Genomic DNA, 19,987 nt, shown 5'->3' with positions numbered 1-19,987 from the left:
GGCGGGGCCGGCTGCGGCATGGAGCTTGAGGGCGGTGCTGCGGGTGAGCGGCAAGCGGTAGCCGCCGCCCGCCAAAATCTGCATGTAGCCGTTGCTCTGGCCTCCCATGGCACCTTCTGCTTCCAGCTTTAAAAACCAGTGCGGGTCCAGGTAAGACAGCCATTCCACGCCCAGCAACTGCATGCTGCGGTGTTGCGGCTGCCCGTCGTCCTGCACTACGGAAGACGGGATCTGGTAGCTGCGCGCGACCAGGGAAAATTCTTGTGCGCTGGATGGAACGGCGCTGGCCGTGGCTGCGCCGGTCATGCTTTTGCCGTCCGGCGGCGTAGGTCCCCAGCCGCTGCCCAGCAGGCTGTGGAAGGGGTATTCGTACATCAGATAGGGCTGGGTGCTGTGAATCACGCCCGACGGAAACGTGACATGACTCAGGCCAAAACCGATGTTGCCATAGCGGCTGGTTTCATAGGTCAGGCCGACGTCGCCGCGCAGCATCAGGCCCCCACCGGATAGCGTAGAGCCCCCACCGGCCAGCGTGGAGCCCCCACGCCCGCCGCCGGCACCGACAAACAGGCCGGCATGACCCAGCCACGAGGGGCTCAGGCGCTGCCGCACCTCGCCCGCCAGACCCAGGGTGATGAAGCCGCCGCGCTCGCCGCGCAGCGCACCATAGGAACCCACGCCGAGCTTGATGTTGTTGTTCACATCGAACAGCAGGTTGCCTCCCACGACACCCATTTTCTCGGAGCCCGGGAGTGTCCAGGTTTCCGAGGTCACGCGCCAGGTGGTGGGGGTGGGCAGCAGCCCCGCAGGGCTGTCACTTTGCGCCTGTGCCAGGCCCGCCAGCGGCATGCATAGCCCGCCAGCACAGGCACTGGCCAGTGCCAGGGTTCGAAAACAGACGGAGGAGGGAGTCAAAATTAAATGAAAAGTTGGGGGTCAAGATTGAATGGAAATCAACAGTCGGAGTTTCGAATCCTCTCGCCCCGACCAGGTTTTTCTCTTTTTCTGCTGTAGTGTGCGGTTCTTTGCATAGTTCCAACGCAGGCGTGATGATAGGGGTGTTTTCGATTTACACCTTGTAATCTATAAGCGATGATATCCATTTGAGCCAAACCCAAGGAACCATGACTGCTGTCGACACTGCTATCAACCAAGCGTCTTCCATGGCTTTGCCTGGCTTGGGCCGGACGTTGGTAGCAGCTGGCAAGTTGGGCCAAAAGGCTGCTGAAGACATTTTCCGCAAAGCGCAAACTGGGCGTACCCGTTTCATCGCTGAACTGACCGGTTCCGGGGTGGTGTCTGCGTTTGACCTGGCGCACACCATGTCAACCGCTTTTGCCGCGCCGTTGCTGGACCTGGATGCCATTGATGTTCAGCGTTTGCCCAAAGGTCTGCTCGACAGCAAGATTTGCCTGACTTACCGCATTGTTGTTTTGAGCAAGCGCAACAACCGCCTGATAGTCGCGACGGCCGATCCGTCAGATCAGGAGGCCGCGGAAAAGATCAAATTTTCCACCCAGATGGGCGTGGAGTGGGTGATTGCCGAATATGACAAGCTGTCCAAACTGGTGGACGCGTCCACCACCACGGCCGCCGAGGCCATGGAAAACATCATTGGCGACGATTTCGAATTTGATGAGGCCACTGTAGACGCGTCACCTGATGACAACGATGCCAGCGTGTCCGAAGTTGAAGACGCGCCGGTTGTCAAATTTCTGCACAAAATGCTGCTGGACGCGTTCAGCATGCGGGCGTCCGATTTGCACTTTGAGCCGTTCGAGCATACCTACCGTGTCCGTTTTCGGGTTGACGGCGAACTGCGCGAAATTGCGTCGCCGCCGATTGCCATCAAGGAAAAACTGGCGGCGCGTATCAAGGTCATCTCCAGGCTGGACATTTCGGAAAAACGTGTGCCGCAAGACGGCAAGATGAAGCTCAAGATTGGTCCTGATCGCGTGATCGATTTTCGGGTCAGTACCTTGCCCACCATGTATGGCGAAAAAATCGTCATTCGGATTCTGGACCCGAGCACCGCCAAGCTGGGCATTGAAGCACTGGGCTACGAGCCGGCTGAAAAAGAACGCCTGCTGGCGGCTATCCAAAGGCCTTATGGCATGGTGCTGGTCACGGGTCCTACCGGTTCTGGCAAAACGGTGTCGCTTTACACCTGCCTGAATATGCTGAACAAGCCAGGTGTCAATATCTGCACCGCTGAAGATCCTGCCGAAATTACCTTGCCGGGCGTCAATCAGGTCAGCATGAATGAGAAGGCCGGCATGACCTTTTCGGTCGCGCTCAAGGCGTTCTTGCGGCAGGATCCCGACATCATCATGGTCGGCGAAATCCGTGACCTTGAAACGGCCGATATCTCCATCAAGGCAGCGCAAACCGGCCATTTGGTGATGTCCACGCTGCACACCAACGATGCGCCGACCACCTTGACCCGCATGCGCAACATGGGTATCGCACCCTTCAATATTGCATCCAGCGTGATTCTGATTACCGCCCAGCGGCTGGCGCGGCGGCTGTGCCCCAAATGCAAGACCCCTGCAGATGTTCCGCGCGAGACCTTGCTGGAGGCAGGGTTCAAGGACGAGGATGTAGACGGCTCCTGGACGCCTTACCATGCAGTGGGATGTTCCATGTGCACCAATGGCTACAAAGGCCGTGTGGGTATCTACCAGGTCATGCCTATTTCCGAAGAGATTCAAAGAATCATCCTGCGCGACGGCAGCGCCCTGGAGATCGCGGCGCAGGCGGATGCTGAAGGCGTCAGAAACTTGCGTCAGTCCGGTTTGGCTAAAGTTAAACTCGGCGTGACTTCGCTGGAAGAGGTCTTGGGCTGCACCAATGTTTAGGCAAGCCCTGCATAACCCCTCGCAATTAAAAGTCGGGAATTGGGGTGTGACTGTAGTGACGAGATGGTCTGAAGGCCGTCCATAAAACGAGAAGGCATCATGGCAACTGCAGCATCCAAAAATATCAAGGAATTTGTTTTCGAGTGGGAGGGCAAGGACCGGGGCGGCAAACAGGTTCGTGGCGAAATCCGCGCCGCTGGCGAGAACCAGGTCAAGTCTTCCTTGCGTCGGCAGGGCGTGTTGCCCAGCAAAATCAAAAAGCGCCGCATGCGCAGGGGCAAGTCCATCAAACCCAGGGACATTGCCATCTTTACCCGCCAGCTGGCGACCATGATGAAAGCAGGCGTGCCCCTTTTGCAGTCATTCGACATCGTGGGCCGCGGCAATCCGAACGCCAGTGTGACCAAACTGCTCAATGACGTGCGCACCGATGTGGAGACCGGTACGTCTTTGAGTGCCGCATTTCGCAAGTACCCGATGTATTTCAATGCGCTGTATTGCAATTTGGTCGAGGCGGGTGAGGCCGCCGGTATTCTGGAATCCTTGCTGGACCGCCTGGCGGTGTACATGGAAAAAACCGAAGCCATCAAATCAAAAATCAAGTCGGCCTTGATGTACCCCATCTCGGTGGTGGTGGTGGCCTTTGTGGTGGTCGCCGTGATCATGATTTTCGTGATCCCCGCGTTCAAGGAGGTGTTTTCCTCCTTCGGCGCGGATTTGCCGGCACCCACTCTTGTCGTGATTGCGATCAGCGAGTTTTTTGTGGCTTACTGGTGGCTGATTTTTGGCGGTATTGGCGGCGGCCTCTATTTCTTCATGCAGGCCTGGAAACGCAATGAGAAAATGCAGAAAGTCATGGACAGGCTGTTGCTCAAAGTGCCTGTGTTTGGCCCCCTGATTGAAAAGTCCTGCATTGCCCGCTGGACCCGCACCCTTTCCACCATGTTTGCTGCCGGCGTGCCGCTGGTGGAAGCCTTGGACTCTGTGGGCGGCGCATCCGGTAACTCTCTGTACGCCGACGCCACCGAAAAAATTCAGCAGGAAGTTTCGACGGGCACCAGCCTGACGGCGGCGATGGGCAATGCCCATTTGTTTCCCACCATGGTGCTGCAGATGTGCGCCATTGGCGAAGAATCCGGCTCGGTGGATCACATGCTGGGCAAGGCCGCCGATTTTTATGAAGCGGAAGTCGATGAAATGGTGGCCGGTCTGTCCAGCCTGATGGAGCCCATCATCATCGTGTTTTTGGGCACACTGATTGGCGGCATTGTGGTCTCCATGTACCTGCCCATCTTCAAGCTGGGTCAAGTCGTTTGATGGGGATTGGCCTGGCACCCGGGTTCGATGCACTGCTGGCCGGCATTCTCGGCTTGCTGATCGGGAGCTTCCTCAACGTCGTCATTTACCGCCTGCCCAAGATGATGGAGCGGCAGTGGGCCGAGGAATGTGCCGAACTGGCAGGAACATCACTGGAGCCGATCGAAAAATTCAATCTGCTGGTACCGCGTTCGCGTTGCTCCCGCTGTGGCCACGTCATACGCTGGTATGAAAACATCCCCGTCGTCAGCTACCTGTTCCTGAGAGGCCAATGCTCGGCGTGCGGAACGCCCTATGGCTTGCGCTACCCGATGGTCGAAGTGGTGAGCGGCGCCTTGTTCTTCTTTTGCGTCTGGCGCTGGGGCTGGTCGCCAATCGCGCTGGCCTGGTGCGGCTTCTCTGCGGCGCTGCTGGTGCTGGCGCTGATTGACTGGGACACGACTTTGTTGCCGGACGACCTGACCATGCCCTTGCTGTGGGTCGGGCTGATCGTGGCGGCGCTGGGCTGGAATCCTGCGGTCAACCTGTACACCGCCCTGTGGGGGGCGGTTGCTGGCTATCTTTCCTTGTGGGGGGTGTACTGGGCGTTCAAGCTGGTGACGGGAAAAGAAGGCATGGGCTACGGTGACTTCAAGCTGTTTGCGGCACTGGGTGCCTGGTTTGGCTGGCCCGCGCTGGTGCCGATGATTTTGATGGCCTCTGTGATCGGTGCCGTCATCGGTATCGTGATGAAGTTCTCCAGTGGATTGCGCGAGGGCGGCTACGTGCCGTTTGGCCCTTTTCTGGCGGGTGCGGGTTTCACCGCCCTGGTTTTCGGGCCTCAATCGATTCTGCAGTTCGTTGGCTTGTGATGTCATGCACCGGACAACTCGACGCATTGGCCTGACCGGCGGCATTGGCAGCGGCAAAAGCACGGTGGCCCGCTTGCTGGTCGCCTGCGGCGCTGTCCTGGTGGATGCCGATGCCATTGCCCGTCAGGTCACGGCAGCGGGCGGGGCTGCCGTGAAAGAAATCGCCAGCCAGTTTGGCGATCAGGTCATCACGGCAGAGGGCGCGATGGACCGTGACCGGATGCGGCAGCTTGCCTTCAATGATCCGGCCGCCAGGCAGCGGCTGGAGGACATCATTCACCCCCTGGTGCGCCAGGAAACCATGCGGCAATCCGAGCAGGCGGCGACGGGCGGCGGGGCCTGCATCGTCTTTGACATTCCTTTGCTGGTGGAGTCCGGGCGCTGGCGCCAGCAGGTGGACCATGTGCTGGTGGTGGACTGCAGCGAAGCCACCCAGATCGCCCGGGTGATGGCGCGCAATGGCTGGACCCGGGAGGCGGTCGAAAAAATCATGGCCGGACAAGCCAGCCGGGAGCAAAGGCTGGCGGCAGCCGATAGTTGCATTTATAACGACGGTTTATCCCTTGAGGCACTGGACCTGCTGGTCCGGCAGCTTGCCAGCCGCTTCGGGCTATGATGCGCCAATAAACCTTCTCAATGAAGCTGACGAAAATAGCGCTGTGATTCTTTACGAGTACCCTTTCAACGAACGCATACGAACCTATTTGCGACTGGAGCACCTGTTTCGCCGTCTGGGTGAACTGGTGAAGCGGGAGAGTCCGACGGATCATCACTACGCCATCACGACCATTTTTGAAATCATGGACGTGGGCGCGCGGGCGGACTTGAAAACCGACGTGCTCAAGGATCTCGAGAAACAAAAGCAAATTCTCAATGGCTACCGTGGCAACCCGGCCATTTCCGAAGCGGTGCTCGACGAAGTCACCGGCCAGCTCGAAGAGTGTTTTTCGGCCGTGAACAATGTTCCGGGCAAAGTGGGACATTCATTGACTGAAAACGACTGGCTCATGAGCATTCGCAGCCGTGTCGGCATTCCCGGAGGCACTTGCGAGTTTGATTTGCCGGCCTACTATGCCTGGCAGCACTTGGGCACCGCCACACGCCAGCAGGACCTGCAGCGCTGGATTGCGCCGCTGGTGCCACTGGCCGAATCCATACGCGTGCTGCTGAGGATGCTACGCGATTCCGGTGCGCCGCAAAAAGTGGTGGCGCCGGCCGGGCAGTATCAGCAGACGCTGCCTCAGGGGCGCACCTTTCACTTGCTGCGTTTGCGTATTGATCCCACGCTGGGGCTGATTCCGGAAATCAGTGGCAACCGCCTGATGGTCTCGGTTCGACTCATGCGCCACGCAAGCGATGACCGGCTGCACCAGAGCACCGATGATGCTATGTTCGAGTTGACGCTTTGCTCCTGACCTGAGCATTTGATCTGTATAGAGCGGTTTGAAGCCATGCCCGACATGAAAAAAGATAAAGACCCGTTGCCGGTCAAGCGCGTGGTGTGCCCCAGTTGCGGCGGTCAAAGCGTTTACGCGGCCAGCAATCCCTTTCGCCCCTTTTGTAGCGAACGCTGCAAAAACATCGATTTGGGCGCGTGGGCCAGCGAAGATTTCCGCTTGCCGGCAGAACCCCCGCGCGATGACGAGGCCTACGGTGATCCAACATTAAGCGATCCCAAATTGCCATAAGGTTTCAGTTCAGGTTGGGTTCAATAAGCCGAGCGGCGTTCAAGCACATCCAACGGAGGGAGATAGCAATGAAGAGGTCTTTTATCCAGCCAGCACTGGCTTTCCTGGTCGTTGCCGCGGTACTGATGGGCAGCGCTCACGCGCAGTCGGCAGAGCCTGTGAACAAGCCGGCAACAAAGACGAAGAAAAAAGCAGCCAAGACGGCCGCTACGGGCCATGGCAGTACGGTCAAGTTCATGCGTGGTTCCGAGGAAACGATCCAAGAACGCAGCACGCGCCTGAAGCGCGAATGCAAGGGCCGGGTGAACGCGGGCGCCTGCGAAGGCTACACGCGTTAATCAACCGGCCTGGAAAAATGCCCGGGCTGGGCGTTGAGGCCTCAGGCTGCGGGCGTGCCCAGAACTTGCTGGAGCTCACCGTTCTCATACATCTCCATCATGATGTCGGAGCCGCCAACGAATTCGCCCTTCACATACAGCTGGGGAATGGTCGGCCAGTTGCTGTATTCCTTGATGCCGCTGCGGATTTCTTCGTCTTCCAGCACGTTCACCGTGGTGGGCTGGTTCACGCCGCAGGCCTTGAGCACCTGGATGGCGCGGCCTGAAAAACCACACATCGGAAACTGGGCCGTGCCCTTCATAAACAGGACAACGTCGCTGGATTTGACGATCTGGTCTATGCGTTGCTGGGTATCGCTCATGGTGAATTCCTTTGGATGTGTGGCCGTGCGAGGCCGTAGGGGGTTGGTAACAGGCGTTTCGGCCAAGCAGTTTTCAATACATGGAATCTGAACATCAGAATTCAATAAAGCAATTATCCCGCCGTTTGATGCCAGGCGCCGGGCAGGGACTGGCGGGCCCTGGCCGGCTTTGATTCGACTTTGATTTGGATTTTACCCAGAATTAACCCGGCCATTGCCCGCCCGAGCAGCGTTCGATACCTGCCAGATCACGGCGGCTCTGAAGCTGCAAAAAACCATGCTGGGCGAGCAGCTTGCGCACGCGGTCCGCCTGGTCGTAACCATGCTCCAGCAAGAGCCAGCCGCCGGGCAGCAGGTGCCCGGGCGCCTGCTGGGCAATCTGCCGAATGTCGTCCAGCCCATCGGCTCCCGCTGCCAGCGCCTCCAGAGGCTCGTGCGCCAACGCGGCCAAGTGCGGATCGGCACTGGCAATATAGGGCGGATTACTTGCGATCAGGTGAAAGTGTCCGCTAACTTTGTCCAGCCAGCGGCTCTCGATGAACTGCACGTCCAGCCCTAGCCTTTGCGCATTTTCGCGGGCGACGCTCAGCGCATCAGCGCTCGCATCCACGGCAACGACGCGGGCTGGGCGGCCAGCCGCTTGCAGGCTGTGTGCGATGGCCAGTGCGATGGCCCCGCTGCCGGTGCCCAGGTCAAGAATCTGCGGCACTGGCGGCATGCCGGGTGTTTGCAGCAGGTCCAGCGCCCACTGCACCAGTGTTTCGGTGTCGGGCCGCGGTACCAGCACGCGGGCGTCCACCTGCAGCGCCAGACCAAAAAACTCCTTGCTGCCGACGATGTAAGCCAAGGGCTCGCCAGTGGCCCGGCGCAAGCTCAGCGCCCGGAAACGCTGGGCGACCTCTTCCGTCAACTCGTCGGTATCGTGGGCCAGCAGCCAGGCTCTGGCCTCCAAGGGTTTGCCGAGCGCGTGCAGCAGCAGCAACTGGGCGTCCAGCCGCTCCAGCCCCAGGATCCGGGCGGCGGCCAAGGCCTGTGCGCAAGTAGGTTGGTTCATCGCGTCCTCTTGAATAGGCTATAAAAATAATAGCTTATTACGCCCGTGCTGCTTGGTCTGTAGGCCGATTTTGCATATAAAAAAGGGGATAGCCGTCATTCGCCGTTAGTAACTGTTAGTGGCCGTTTCAAGCTCCGCCAGCTGTTCGGCGCCACGCGCAACCTGCAGCGCCGTGATCACATCGCCCAGATCCCCCTCCATGATGAGGCCGAGTTTGTACAGCGTCAGGTTGATGCGGTGGTCGGTCAGGCGGCCCTGCGGGAAGTTGTAGGTGCGGATGCGGTCGCTGCGCTCGCCACTGCCGATCAGGCCCTTGCGCATCGCCGCGTCTTTTGCCGCTTGCTCCGAGCGGTCCTTTTCGATGATGCGGGCCGACAGCACTTGCAGCGCCTTGGCCTTGTTGCGGTGCTGGCTGCGGTCGTCCTGGCATTCGGCCACGATGCCGGTCGGCAGGTGCGTGATGCGCACCGCCGAATCGGTTTTGTTGATGTGCTGGCCGCCGGCGCCGCTGGCACGGTAGGTGTCGATGCGCAGGTCGGCCGGGTTGATCTGGATGGCCACGGCTTCGTCGGGCTCGGGCAGCACGGCCACGGTGCAGGCGCTGGTATGGATGCGGCCCTGGGTTTCCGTGGCTGGCACGCGCTGCACGCGGTGGCCGCCAGACTCGAAACGCAGCTTGCCGTACACGCCTACCCCGTGCGCGTCGGTGGGTCCGTCGATACGCAGCACCACCTCTTTGTAGCCGCCCAGTTCGCTGGGCGATTCGCTGATGATCTCGGTCTGCCAGCGGTTGCGCTCGGCAAAGCGGGTGTACATGCGAAACAGGTCGCCCGCAAACAGGGCCGATTCGTCGCCGCCCGTGCCGGCGCGGATTTCGATGAACGCCGCCCGCACGTCGTCGGGGTCCTTGGGAATCAGCATCAGTTGCAGGGCTTCGTCCAGCTGTGCAATATCGGCTTTGGCGGCAGCGATCTCTTCTTCGGCCATGGCGGCCATTTCCGGGTCGTTCCTGGCCTCTTGCAGCATGCCTTCGGCGCTGATCAGGTCGGCCTCGCGGCTGGTGAGCTGCGTGTAGTGTCCGGCCACCACGCTGGCTTCGGCGTGCTCTCGGGTCAGGTCGCGAAAGCGCGCCAGGTCGCTTACCACGTCGCTGGCGGACAGCAGTGAGTCCAGCTCATGCAGCCGCAGAAGCTGGCGATCCAGTGTTTGGCGAAGAAAGGGTTTCATGGAATATCGGGAGCCGTGAAGGCCAAAAGATGGTGATGGCACACCGGCGAAGTCGCCAGCAACGGGGTCGCCACAGTCAGCGACTGCAGCAGTGGCTCATAAATAGCCCGGCGCTAACGCTCTTTGTGTTCTTTGGGGGCGCTGTGCAGCTGGCCGCGCAGAAACAGCTTGGACACAGTGCGCGCCGTGGCCTCGCGGCTAGTGGCGTCGCCGGCGTGCAGTTCGGCCAGCGCGCCGTGCAGCATTTTTTGCGTCAGGGCGCGGGTCAGCGCATCAAGCACCACGTCGATCGGCTCGCCTTTGGCCAGCAGCTTCTTGGCGCGCACAATTTCTGCGGCACGCCATTCATCGGCTTGCGCATTGAGCTGCTGAATCAGCGGCACGGTGCGCCGCTGGCCCAGCCAGTGCATGAAGTTTTGCACGCCCGCATCGATGATGACCTCGGCTTGCGTCACGGCTGCCTGACGGTTGTCCTTGCCGGTTTGCACCACCTGCGCCAGGTCGTCCACGGTGTAGAGGTAGATATCGGGCAGCGCCTTGACTTCAGGCTCGATGTCACGCGGCACCGCCATGTCCACCATGAACATGGGGCGGTGTTTGCGCAGCTTGACCGCGCGCTCTACGGCGCCCAGGCCGATGATGGGCAGCGTGCTGGCCGTGCAGCTGATGACGGCGTCAAACTCATGCAGCCGACTGGGCAAATCACCCAAATGCATGACCTCGGCGCCGAAGCGGCTGGCCAGCTTTTCGCCGCGCTCCAGCGTGCGGTTGGCAATGGCCATGGCTTTGGGGTTTTTAGCCGCAAAGTGGGTGGCCGCCAGGTCAATCATTTCGCCGGCGCCGACGAACAGCACCTTGATGTCACCCAAATCTTCAAACAGTTGGCCGGCCAGGCGCACCGCGGCCGCAGCCATGCTGATGCTGTATGCGCCAATTTCAGTGGTAGTACGTACCTCTTTGGCGACGGCAAATGAGCGCTGAAACAGCTGGTGCAGCGTGGAGCCCATGGCACCCGCGCCTTCGGCGGCGCGCACCGCGTCTTTGAGCTGGCCCAAAATCTGTGGCTCGCCCAGTACCATGGAGTCAAGCCCGCTGGCCACGCGAAAGGCGTGACGGGCGGCTTGGTCACCCCGCAGGGTGTAGATGTGCGAGCGCAGCAGTGCGGGCGTAACGCCGCCGTTGTTTGCCAGCCATTCCAGCGTCTGGTCCATATCCTGGGTGTCGCCAGCGCAGTAAATCTCGGTGCGGTTGCAGGTGGAGAGCAGCGCCGCCTCGGGCTGGCGGGTCAGGGACTCGCGCAAACCGCGCAAAGTTGGCTCGATCTGGTCCACCGCATAGGCAAAGCGCCCGCGCAGATCGAGCGGTGCGGTGTGATGGTTTAGCCCTAAGGCCCAGACTGACATGCTTCGATTATAAAATTGAAGTGTCCAAGAAAGGGCGCCCGGCTTCAATCAATTATTCTTGAGAGCCTTTTCACAGGCGAATTCAGTGGCTTTACTGGTTTTTCCGTCGACTTTGAATCGTTGTCATGACCGCTTATCTGCTGACCAACCACCTCCTTAATTTCATGGCACCGGCTGCGCTGCTCGCTTTGCTGCTGGTCGTGTTGTCGCGTCTCTTTTTTGGATTTTTCAGATCAAAAAGGCCATTTGTCCAGACTTGGTGGGCACAGACAGCTATTGTTTTCGTAGCAAATTTGGCCATTCTGAGCGCTGGGCTGCTGTTTTTCGGCCACGAAGGGAAGATGCTGACCTACGCTGCGCTGGTGCTGGGCGCGGCGCTTTGCCAGTGGGTGCTGCTGCGTGGCTGGAAAGCCTGAGGACGCTGTTTACTCGTCGGGTTTGAAGGCATCGACCCGGTCGGTGATGATGCCGTCGGTGCCCAGATCGATCAGCCGGCGGGCGCTGGCTTGGTCATTGACGGTGTAGCTCAGGAGCCTGAAACCGGCTTTTTTGGCCTGCGACACGGTGTCGGCATTCCAGAGCGTGTGATTGCAGACAATGGCGATGCATTCCAGCTGCCGGGCTGTGTCCAGCCAGCCGGCCCGCAACTCGTCGAGCAGCAGGCCGCGCGGAAGCTGCGGCTGGGCGGCTCGGGCGGCCGCAAGGGCGAGCGGCTGGAACGAGGTCAATAACGGGGGAATGGGCGGCACGGCAGCATCTTTCCAGAGCCTGGCCGCCTCAAAGGCTACGACAGTGCCGGTATGGCTTTCGAGCCCGGGTGTGGGCTTGATCTCGATGTTCAGGAAATAGCCATGGTCCAGGCAGTAGCGGGCAATGCTGTCCAATCTGGGCAAGGTTTCACCCGCAAATTCCGGCGAATGCCAGCGGCCCGCATCGAGCTTTGACAGCACCTCCCAGGTGTGCTCGCCAGCCACGCCTTGTCCATTCGTGGTGCGCTCCAGCGTGTCGTCGTGCAACAAAAAAGGCATGCCGTCGGCACTCAGTTTCACGTCGCACTCAAACATGCGGTAGCCGTGGCTGGCACCCCGCCTGAAGGCAGCCAGGGTGTTTTCAGGTGCCAGCTTTCCGGCACCCCGGTGGGCCACCCAGTACGGGTAGGGCCAGTTGTTGGCGGTGATTTCCATGAATATGACCAGACTAAAAACTGTGTGATAGATCGATTTAAGCGATGGGGTGTTTGCTTAACAAGCGGGGTTTCCATGAGGTCATGGCCCGCTGCCCCGTGACAAATGCCGCGCTGCGGTAATATTGGACCAGAGCATGGGACATGGGTCCGAAGCAGCTAACTTTTCACGATGAACGCCCCTACTACCCTTGAAGAATTAAATGTTTTTGCCGATGACGCAAAGCATGACGAAGCACGCATCCGCGAGATTCCCTACAACTACACCTCCTTTTCCGATCGCGAAGTGGTCATTCGCCTGCTGGGTGCGCGCGCCTGGGACCTGCTGAATCTCCTCCGCGACGAGCGGCGTACCGGTCGGTCCGCACGCATGCTGTATGAAGTGCTGGGCGATGTATGGGTGGTTCAGCGCAACCCTTATTTGCAGGATGACCTGCTGGACAATCCAAAACGCCGAAAATTGCTGGTGGATGCCTTGCAGCATCGCCTCACAGAGGTTGAAAAGCGCCGCACACCCGATGCGGATAGGCAGCGGGACGCCATCGTGGGTGAGCTGCTTGCGTCGGCCCGGGGCGCGGTTAGCCGCTTTTCTGCCTCGTTTGAAGAAATAGCCGACCTGCGCCGCCAGACGGCGCGCAATCTGCGCAAGCTGACGCTCAAGGACAACATCAAGTTTGATGGCTTGTCACGTGTTTCGCATGTTACCGACGCGACCGACTGGCGTGTGGAATATCCCTTCGTGGTGCTGACGCCCGATACCGAAACCGAGATGGCCGGTCTGGTCAAGGCCTGTATTGAGCTGGGCCTGACGATTGTTCCGCGCGGCGGCGGTACCGGCTACACCGGTGGGGCGATTCCGCTGACCTGGAAGTCGGCCGTCATCAACACCGAAAAACTCGAAGCGATGACTGAGGTGGAAATGGTGTCGCTGCCGGGCGTTGCGCAAACGGTAGCCACCGTGTGGACCGAAGCCGGCGTGGTCACCCAGCGCGTGGCCGATGCCGCGGAGCGGGGCGGTTTCGTGTTTGCGGTTGACCCTACCTCGGCTGAAGCGTCCTGCATAGGCGGCAACATCGCCATGAACGCCGGCGGCAAAAAAGCCGTGTTGTGGGGCACTGCGCTGGACAACCTGGCCTCGTGGCGCATGGTGACGCCCGAAGCCCAGTGGCTGGAAGTCACGCGCGTGGGCCACAACCTCGGCAAAATTCATGATGCCGAGATGGCGAGTTTCGAGCTCAACTACTTTGAAGCCGACGGCAAAACACCGGTTCGTACCGAACGCCTTGATATTCCAGGCAAAACTTTCCGCAAGGAAGGCCTGGGCAAGGATGTGACTGACAAGTTTTTGAGTGGTTTGCCGGGAATCCAGAAGGAAGGCTGCGATGGCCTGATCACCAGCGCGCGCTGGATTGTGCACCGCATGCCCGCGCACACCCGCACGGTCTGCATGGAGTTTTTTGGCCATGCCAGAGACGCCGTGCCCAGCATTGTTGAAATCAAGGACTTCATGTTCGCCGAGCAACAGCGCGGCGGCGCCATTCTGGCGGGATTGGAGCACCTGGACGACCGCTACCTGCGCGCCGTCGGGTATGCCACCAAATCCAAACGCGGCGGCCTGCCCAAGATGGTGCTGGTGGGCGATATCGCCGGGGACGATGCGGACGTCGTCGCCCGTGCTGCCAGCGAAATCGTACGCATCGCCAACTCGCGTAGCGGCGAGGGCTTTGTGGCCATCAGCGCCGAAGCGCGCAAGAAATTCTGGCTGGATCGCAAACGCACGGCGGCCATTTCCAGACACACCAATGCCTTCAAGATCAACGAAGATGTGGTGATCCCGTTGCCGCGCATGGCCGAGTACACCGACGGTATTGAGCAGATCAATATTGAATTGAGCCTGCGCAACAAGATCAAGCTGTGTGACGAGCTGGAAGCATTTTTTCTCAAGGGCAACCTGCCTTTGGGTAAATCGGACGACGCGAACAACATTCCTTCTGCCGAGTTGCTGGAGGACCGGGTCGGCCAGGCGCTTGCGATGATTGCCGAGGTGCGCACCCTCTGGGCCGGCTGGCTGCAGGGCATAGGCACTTTTTTCCCGCAGCTGCAGGACCATACGCTGCGTGCCAGCTGGAAAACCCAGATACGGGCCCGGCTTCAAAGCATCTTCAGCGGCGGCGCATTTCTGCCGATTCTTGAGGAATGCAACGCCATCCACAAGCGCGTGCTCAAGGGCCGTGTGTGGGCGGCCTTGCACATGCATGCGGGTGACGGCAATGTGCACACCAATCTTCCGGTCAACAGCGATGACTATGAGATGCTGCAAACCGCGCGCGAGGCCGTGGCACGCATCATGGTGTTGGCGCGCTCGCTTGATGGTGTGATTTCCGGCGAGCACGGCATAGGCATCACCAAGCTCGAATTCCTGACCGACGAGGAACTGCGCCCGTTCACCGAGTACAAGCAGAAGGTCGATCCCGAAGGCCGCTTCAACAAAGGCAAGCTGCTGCGAAACTGGCAACCCCCTTCGGTAGGGCAGGAGCATGGTGCACAGGATGGGCAAGGGTTGCAGGCCGATTTGACCAATGCCTATACGCCCAGCTTTGGCCTGATGGGCCATGAGTCGCTGATCATGCAGCAGTCGGACATCGGCGCGATCGCCGACAGCGTGAAAGACTGCCTGCGCTGCGGCAAGTGCAAGCCGGTGTGTGCCACGCATGTGCCGCGTGCCAACCTGCTGTACAGTCCACGCAACAAGATTCTGGCGACATCGCTATTGATCGAGGCCTTCCTGTACGAGGAGCAGACCCGGCGCGGCATCAGCATCAAGCACTGGGAAGAGTTTGAGGATGTGGCCGACCATTGCACGGTGTGCCACAAGTGCCTGACTCCCTGCCCGGTGGATATCGATTTTGGCGAGGTGTCGATGAACATGCGCAATTTGCTGCGCAAGATGGGCCAGAAGTCCTTCAGGCCCGGCAACGCCGCCGCCATGTTCTTCCTGAATGCGACCAGTCCGCAAACCATCAAGTTCATGCGCAGCGCCATGGTCGACGTGGGCTTCAAGGCCCAACGCCTGGCCAACGACCTGCTGCGCGGTCTGGCGCGCAAGCAGACCGCCAAGCCACCAGCAACGGTCGGCAAATCGCCGGTCAAGGAGCAGGTGATTCACTTCATCAACAAGAAAATGCCGGGTGGCCTGCCGAAGAAGACCGCGCGGGCCTTGCTTGACATTGAAGACAAGGATTACGTACCCATCATTCGCAATCCGAAAAGCACCACGGCTGAAACCGAAGCGGTGTTTTATTTTCCGGGTTGCGGCTCCGAGCGTCTGTTCAGCCAGGTTGGCCTGGCGACGCAGGCCATGCTGTGGCACGCTGGTGTGCAGACCGTGCTGCCGCCGGGCTACCTGTGCTGCGGTTATCCGCAGCGCGGCAGCGGCCAGTTCGACAAGGCCGAAAAAATCATCACCGATAACCGTGTGCTGTTTCACCGGGTGGCCAACACGCTGAATTACCTGGACATCAAGACCGTGGTGGTCAGTTGCGGCACCTGCTACGACCAGCTGCAGGGCTATGAGTTCGAGAAGATTTTTCCGGGCAGCCGCATCATTGATATTCACGAATACCTGCTGGAAAAAGGCATTACGCTGCCGGGCGGGCAGGGCGGTTACCTGTACCACGAGCCATGCCACAACCCGATGAAGCTGCAGGACTCGATGAAGACCGTCAAGGCGCTGGTGGGCAACAATGTGCTTAAGTCCGAGCGCTGCTGTGGCGAGTCGGGCACGCTGGGCGTGACGCGTCCCGATATTTCGACCCAGATACGCTTCCGGAAAGAAGAGGAGCTGCAAAAAGGCGAAGCCGAGCTGCGGGCTTCGGGCACCTTGGGCGAAACCGAAAATGTCAAGATACTGACCAGTTGCCCGAGCTGCCTGCAAGGCTTGTTACGCTATGGCAACGATATGAAAAACGGCCTGCTCGAAGCCGATTACATTGTGGTGGAAATGGCCAATCAGATTCTGGGCAAGGAATGGCTGCCCACCTATGTGGATGCGGCCAACCACGGTGGCATCGAACGGGTTCTGGTTTAGCCTGCCATGAACGCCAGCGGAAAGATCGCCGGGTGCGCGCTGTGTGAGACCGACGGCGGATTGCTGATTTTTCGCAACGAGCAGTTGCGGGTGATTCAAGCCAACGAGGCGGGATTTCCGGCTTTTTACCGCGTGGTCTGGAACCGGCATATGGCTGAGTTTTCCGATCTTTCGTCGGCTGAACGCGATACCTGCATGAATGCCGTGGTGATGGTGGAGCAGATCCTGCGCAGCGAGCTGCAACCCCGTAAGATCAACTTGGCCGCACTGGGAAATATGGTGCCCCATCTGCATTGGCACGTGATGGCCCGCTTCGACTGGGACAGTCATTTCCCGACACCGGTCTGGAGCGCGCCGCAGCGCCCACCCGAGGTGGAGAAGTTGGCGGCTGTCGCGTCGCGTTGCCTGGAAGTCAACCGGCTGATTGCCGAAAAAATGGCGCTCTGATGCGCCGAGCTTGTTTTTTTTCAGAAAGTGATGCATCACCATGGCAGGTCTTCAAGCCGAGTCACCGACTCCTACTCTACTGACGGTTCACAGCCAGTCCCGCGTTCTCGAAATTGCCTTTTCGGACGGCGCTGAATTCAAAATCCCGTTTGAGTTGATGCGTATTTATTCACCGTCCGCGGAAGTTCAGGGTCACGGGCCTGGGCAAGAAGTGCTGCAAACTGGCAAGCGTGAAGTGAATGTGGTCGAGTTGGAGCCCATTGGCAACTATGCCGTCAAGCCGGTTTTCTCCGATGGCCACGAAAGCGGCATCTTTTCCTGGGACTACCTGTACGCCATGGGGGCTGAGCAAAGCCGCCTGTGGGACGAGTACAACCGCCGGCTGCAGGTCGCAGGGGTGGAGCGCGACGCGCCCATGCTCAAAGCGAGTGCTCATGCCTGCGGCAATCACTGAGATTCCCCGGCGGGTGCAAACCCCTTGTCCGTCGCTTCAGGGCAGGGCGGAACTGGGTCGGGTTACTGTTGTTTTTTTATCATAAACCTGGCAATTCCCTGAATCACCGCAGGGTTGTCGCCAACAATTAGGCTTTGCCCTAGTATTCACTCTATGACCAGTACCCATTTTGGCTTTGAATCTGTTGACGAGCAGGACAAGGCTCGTCGTGTGCGCGGCGTGTTTGACTCCGTGGCACCCAAATACGATCTGATGAACGACCTGATGTCGATGGGTTTGCATCGGGTCTGGAAGGCCTATACGGTGCTGGTGGCCAACGTCAAGGAAGGCCAGCAGGTACTGGATATTGCCGGCGGTACGGGTGACCTCGCCCTGGCGTTCGCGCCCAAAGTCGGGGCCAGTGGGCGTGTGGTGCACACCGACATCAACGAAGCCATGCTCAGGGAAGGCCGCAACCGGCTGTTGGACGCCGGTGTGAGCCTGCCGACGCTGGTGTGTGATGCCGAACATTTGCCGTTTCCCGATGCCATTTTCGATGTGGTCACGGTGGCTTTCGGTCTGCGCAACATGACGCACAAAGAAGCTGCCCTGCAGGAAATGAACCGCGTGCTCAAGGCCGGTGGCAAGCTGCTGATTCTGGAGTTCTCCAAAGTGGCCAAGCCGTTGGAAAAGATTTATGACTGGTATTCGTTCAAGGTATTGCCCAAGCTCGGTAAACTGGTGGCCAATGACGATTCAAGCTACCAGTACCTGGCCGAGTCGATTCGCATGCACCCCGGCCAGGAAGAGCTCAAAGCCCTGATGCGTAAAAGTGGTTTTGGTCATGTGGACTATCACAACATGGCGGGCGGCGTGGTGGCCTTGCATGTTGGAATCAAGTGTTGAAAAGTTACGCGGCTTAAAACCGCGATGAAACTGTGATTAAGGAAATGATATGAAAATTTGGCCGGCAATTTTTTCCGCTGTACTCGCGCTAACTCTGACCTTGGCAGGAACGACTGCCGAGGCTGCGCGTCTGGGCGGTGGCAAGTCATTTGGCAGGCAGTCGTCCAACGTCACCCAGCGCCAAGCAGCGCCGACGGGTGTCAACTCGGCGACCAAACCGGGCGCGCCCGCAGCAACGCCGGCACCTGTGGCGCCGAAGAAACCTTGGGGCGCCATGCTGGGTGGCTTGGCTGCGGGCTTGGGCCTGGCCTGGCTGGCTTCGTCGCTGGGGTTGGGCGGGGCCTTCAGCCAGATCATCATGTTTGCCTTGCTGGCGCTGGTGCTCATGGTGGTGATTGGCTTCGTCATGCGCAAGCTTAAGGGGGGCGCGACCGATACCGCCGGCGCAGCGCGCATGCAGGATCCCTATGCATTTCAGGGGGCAGGTAGTCCCACCAATGCCGCCACACCCAGAAATTACAACCCCGAAAATGTAGGCAACGATGCATCGGCGCGCCCTTGGGAGCGCAGCAACATCGCCTTTGATGGCAACAAGTATGACGCCGCTGCGCCTGCCGCCGGATCCCTCATTGGTTCGGCATTGCTGGGATCCCAGTCCTGGGGTGTCCCGGCAGGGTTTGATGCTGAGGGCTTCCTCAAGGCATGCAAAGCCAATTTCGTCACGCTGCAAGACGCCTGGGACCGCTCCGACATCCAGAATTTGCGCGCGATGATGACGGACGACATGCTCGAGCAGATCAAGTCACAATTGGCAGACCGCGAATCTCATACCGGCGGCGGTGCCAACAGAACCGAGGTCGTGATGCTTGATGCACAGTTGCTGGGCATTGAAGAACTGAGCGATGTGTACATGGCCAGCGTAGAGTTCTCCGGCATGATCCGCGAAGATGCCTCAGCAGGTGCCAGCCCCTTCCGCGAAGTCTGGAACATGACCAAACCGCGCAACGGCGGTGGCTGGCTGGTCGCTGGCGTACAAGCGCTGCAGTAATCTGAATCGGGCTGTCCTGGGTATTTTGCTGCTGGACTGCCCAAAGGGGGAAACGGCCCCCCTTTTAAGATGGCGATGTACACGAAGTGACGGGGTAATTGACGGACGTTCGGGGTAAAAGCCCTTTTATCCTGCAAAATCGGGGCGTATGAATAACACGTCCCCTTTTTCTTTTCTCGAGTCCATTGTCAGCCGTTTTCAGCCTCCCGCCTGGGTGGTGGATGAAGGGCAGCAGCGGCTGGTGCTGTTTCTGAACCATGTCCTGATGCAGGAGAAGCAGGCTCAAGACCGGCTTTTACGTCAAAAAGATCGTGTGATCCATGTTCGATGGGGTTTTTTTGCGATCGATTTGGTAGTAACTCCAGCAGGCCTCGTTGACCGTGCACAGCCTTCCGCTCAAGCTGATCTATTGCTGTCAGTGGCCACCGAGTCGCCCCTGGTCATAGTGCAGTCGGTTTTGGCGGGCAAGGCTCCCCCGGTCAGGATTGAAGGTGATGTGCAATTGGCGGCCGAAGTGGGATGGCTGGCCGAAAACCTGCGCTGGGATGCGGAAGAAGATCTGTCCCGCCTGATAGGTGATGCACCGGCCCATGCCCTTGCTGATGCGGGGCGGCGGCTGCTGACCGGCCTGAAACAGTTTTTGGCGCAGGGGCCGATCTCCCCTGCATCTTCCTCATCCGTGGTTTCGAGCCCCGCGCCAGAACGCAACGCCGGGCCGTCCCAGGCAAGTTCTGTCCCTCTTCGTGGTGAGCGGGGCAGCGTAGTACGCGAAGCGACGAGCGTGG

At 59.5% G+C, this 19,987-nt stretch carries 19 protein-coding genes and 1 pseudogene; 14 read left to right on the top strand and 6 right to left on the bottom strand.

Translation table 11 applies throughout. The features are described 5' to 3' along the window. Nucleotides 1–915 (bottom strand): annotated as a pseudogene (locus B3F77_RS09675) (hypothetical protein); the annotation flags it as partial. Between the two features lie 209 nt (nucleotides 916–1,124). On the opposite strand from B3F77_RS09675, the gene pilB reads away from it, so the two are divergent. The 7 genes from pilB to B3F77_RS09640 all read left to right on the top strand — a co-directional run bounded on the left by pilB (nucleotide 1,125) and on the right by B3F77_RS09640 (nucleotide 7,052). Further along, complete coding sequence (gene pilB / locus B3F77_RS09670) at nucleotides 1,125–2,858, top strand: type IV-A pilus assembly ATPase PilB (RefSeq protein WP_293604755.1); 1,734 nt, start codon at nucleotides 1,125–1,127, stop codon at nucleotides 2,856–2,858. A 99-nt stretch (nucleotides 2,859–2,957) separates the two neighbouring features. After that, nucleotides 2,958–4,175 (top strand): type II secretion system F family protein, encoded by a 1,218-nt coding sequence (locus tag B3F77_RS09665; RefSeq protein WP_293604754.1) that lies wholly within the window; start codon nucleotides 2,958–2,960, stop codon nucleotides 4,173–4,175. Then, the gene (locus B3F77_RS09660; RefSeq protein ID WP_293604753.1) at nucleotides 4,175–5,026 is read left to right on the top strand and encodes a prepilin peptidase; all 852 of its coding nucleotides are present in this window, start codon (nucleotides 4,175–4,177) and stop codon (nucleotides 5,024–5,026) included. Before B3F77_RS09665 ends, B3F77_RS09660 begins: the two co-directional genes overlap by 1 nt. Before the next feature lie 4 nt (nucleotides 5,027–5,030). Further along, on the top strand, nucleotides 5,031–5,642 hold the full coding sequence (coaE, locus tag B3F77_RS09655) for a dephospho-CoA kinase (RefSeq protein WP_293604752.1): 612 nt from the start codon (nucleotides 5,031–5,033) through the stop codon (nucleotides 5,640–5,642). A 43-nt stretch (nucleotides 5,643–5,685) separates the two neighbouring features. Then, nucleotides 5,686–6,441, top strand: coding sequence for a cell division protein ZapD (zapD, locus tag B3F77_RS09650; RefSeq protein WP_293604751.1), 756 nt, complete (start codon nucleotides 5,686–5,688; stop codon nucleotides 6,439–6,441). A 36-nt stretch (nucleotides 6,442–6,477) separates the two neighbouring features. Next, nucleotides 6,478–6,714: a DNA gyrase inhibitor YacG gene (locus B3F77_RS09645; RefSeq protein WP_293604750.1), complete on the top strand. Its 237-nt coding sequence runs from the start codon at nucleotides 6,478–6,480 to the stop codon at nucleotides 6,712–6,714. A 68-nt stretch (nucleotides 6,715–6,782) separates the two neighbouring features. After that, a complete protein-coding gene (locus B3F77_RS09640) occupies nucleotides 6,783–7,052 on the top strand; it encodes a hypothetical protein (RefSeq protein ID WP_293604749.1) in 270 nt (89 codons plus the stop codon). Between the two features lie 41 nt (nucleotides 7,053–7,093). Here B3F77_RS09640 and grxD read toward each other — a convergent pair whose 3' ends face one another. From grxD to hemA, 4 genes are all read right to left on the bottom strand, one after another. Beyond that, nucleotides 7,094–7,414: a Grx4 family monothiol glutaredoxin gene (grxD, locus tag B3F77_RS09635; protein WP_293604748.1), complete on the bottom strand. Its 321-nt coding sequence runs from the start codon at nucleotides 7,412–7,414 to the stop codon at nucleotides 7,094–7,096. Nucleotides 7,415–7,616: 202 nt separating this feature from the next. Continuing rightward, on the bottom strand, nucleotides 7,617–8,468 hold the full coding sequence (prmC, locus tag B3F77_RS09630; protein ID WP_293604747.1) for a peptide chain release factor N(5)-glutamine methyltransferase: 852 nt from the start codon (nucleotides 8,466–8,468) through the stop codon (nucleotides 7,617–7,619). 105 nt (nucleotides 8,469–8,573) lie between these two features. Continuing rightward, nucleotides 8,574–9,695 (bottom strand): peptide chain release factor 1, encoded by a 1,122-nt coding sequence (gene prfA, locus B3F77_RS09625; protein WP_293604746.1) that lies wholly within the window; start codon nucleotides 9,693–9,695, stop codon nucleotides 8,574–8,576. A 113-nt stretch (nucleotides 9,696–9,808) separates the two neighbouring features. Then, nucleotides 9,809–11,098: a glutamyl-tRNA reductase gene (gene hemA / locus B3F77_RS09620; protein ID WP_293604745.1), complete on the bottom strand. Its 1,290-nt coding sequence runs from the start codon at nucleotides 11,096–11,098 to the stop codon at nucleotides 9,809–9,811. Nucleotides 11,099–11,223: 125 nt separating this feature from the next. Between hemA and B3F77_RS09615 the strand changes: the two genes are divergently transcribed. Further along, nucleotides 11,224–11,514, top strand: a complete 291-nt coding sequence (locus B3F77_RS09615; protein WP_293604744.1) for a hypothetical protein — start codon at nucleotides 11,224–11,226, stop codon at nucleotides 11,512–11,514. Between the two features lie 9 nt (nucleotides 11,515–11,523). On the opposite strand, the gene ugpQ is transcribed toward B3F77_RS09615, so the two are convergent. Next, nucleotides 11,524–12,282 (bottom strand): glycerophosphodiester phosphodiesterase, encoded by a 759-nt coding sequence (gene ugpQ, locus B3F77_RS09610; RefSeq protein WP_293604743.1) that lies wholly within the window; start codon nucleotides 12,280–12,282, stop codon nucleotides 11,524–11,526. Between the two features lie 171 nt (nucleotides 12,283–12,453). Here ugpQ and B3F77_RS09605 point away from each other — a divergent pair, with 171 nt between their 5' ends. The 6 genes from B3F77_RS09605 to B3F77_RS09580 form a co-directional block, all read left to right on the top strand. After that, nucleotides 12,454–16,368 (top strand): FAD/FMN-binding oxidoreductase, encoded by a 3,915-nt coding sequence (locus B3F77_RS09605; protein ID WP_293604742.1) that lies wholly within the window; start codon nucleotides 12,454–12,456, stop codon nucleotides 16,366–16,368. A gap of 6 nt (nucleotides 16,369–16,374) precedes the next feature. Continuing rightward, nucleotides 16,375–16,815, top strand: coding sequence for an HIT family protein (locus B3F77_RS09600; RefSeq protein WP_293604741.1), 441 nt, complete (start codon nucleotides 16,375–16,377; stop codon nucleotides 16,813–16,815). A 40-nt stretch (nucleotides 16,816–16,855) separates the two neighbouring features. After that, nucleotides 16,856–17,269 carry a DUF971 domain-containing protein gene (locus B3F77_RS09595; protein WP_293604740.1) on the top strand — a complete coding sequence of 138 codons (414 nt, stop codon included), beginning with the start codon at nucleotides 16,856–16,858 and terminating at the stop codon, nucleotides 17,267–17,269. A 153-nt stretch (nucleotides 17,270–17,422) separates the two neighbouring features. Beyond that, entirely contained in the window at nucleotides 17,423–18,154 is a 732-nt protein-coding gene (ubiE, locus tag B3F77_RS09590) for a bifunctional demethylmenaquinone methyltransferase/2-methoxy-6-polyprenyl-1,4-benzoquinol methylase UbiE (protein WP_293604739.1), read from the top strand. A gap of 49 nt (nucleotides 18,155–18,203) precedes the next feature. Continuing rightward, nucleotides 18,204–19,202 (top strand): Tim44 domain-containing protein, encoded by a 999-nt coding sequence (locus B3F77_RS09585; RefSeq protein ID WP_293604738.1) that lies wholly within the window; start codon nucleotides 18,204–18,206, stop codon nucleotides 19,200–19,202. Between the two features lie 241 nt (nucleotides 19,203–19,443). Continuing rightward, on the top strand, nucleotides 19,444–19,987 hold a 544-nt coding region (locus tag B3F77_RS09580), incomplete at its 3' end, for a hypothetical protein (RefSeq protein ID WP_349678406.1).

The sequence above is a fragment of the Polaromonas sp. UBA4122 genome (assembly GCA_002381615.1).
Taxonomy (GTDB): Bacteria; Pseudomonadota; Gammaproteobacteria; order Burkholderiales; family Burkholderiaceae_C; genus Polaromonas.
Note: the sequence above shows the minus strand (reverse complement) of the source record. Positions and strands in the feature narration are given on the sequence as shown.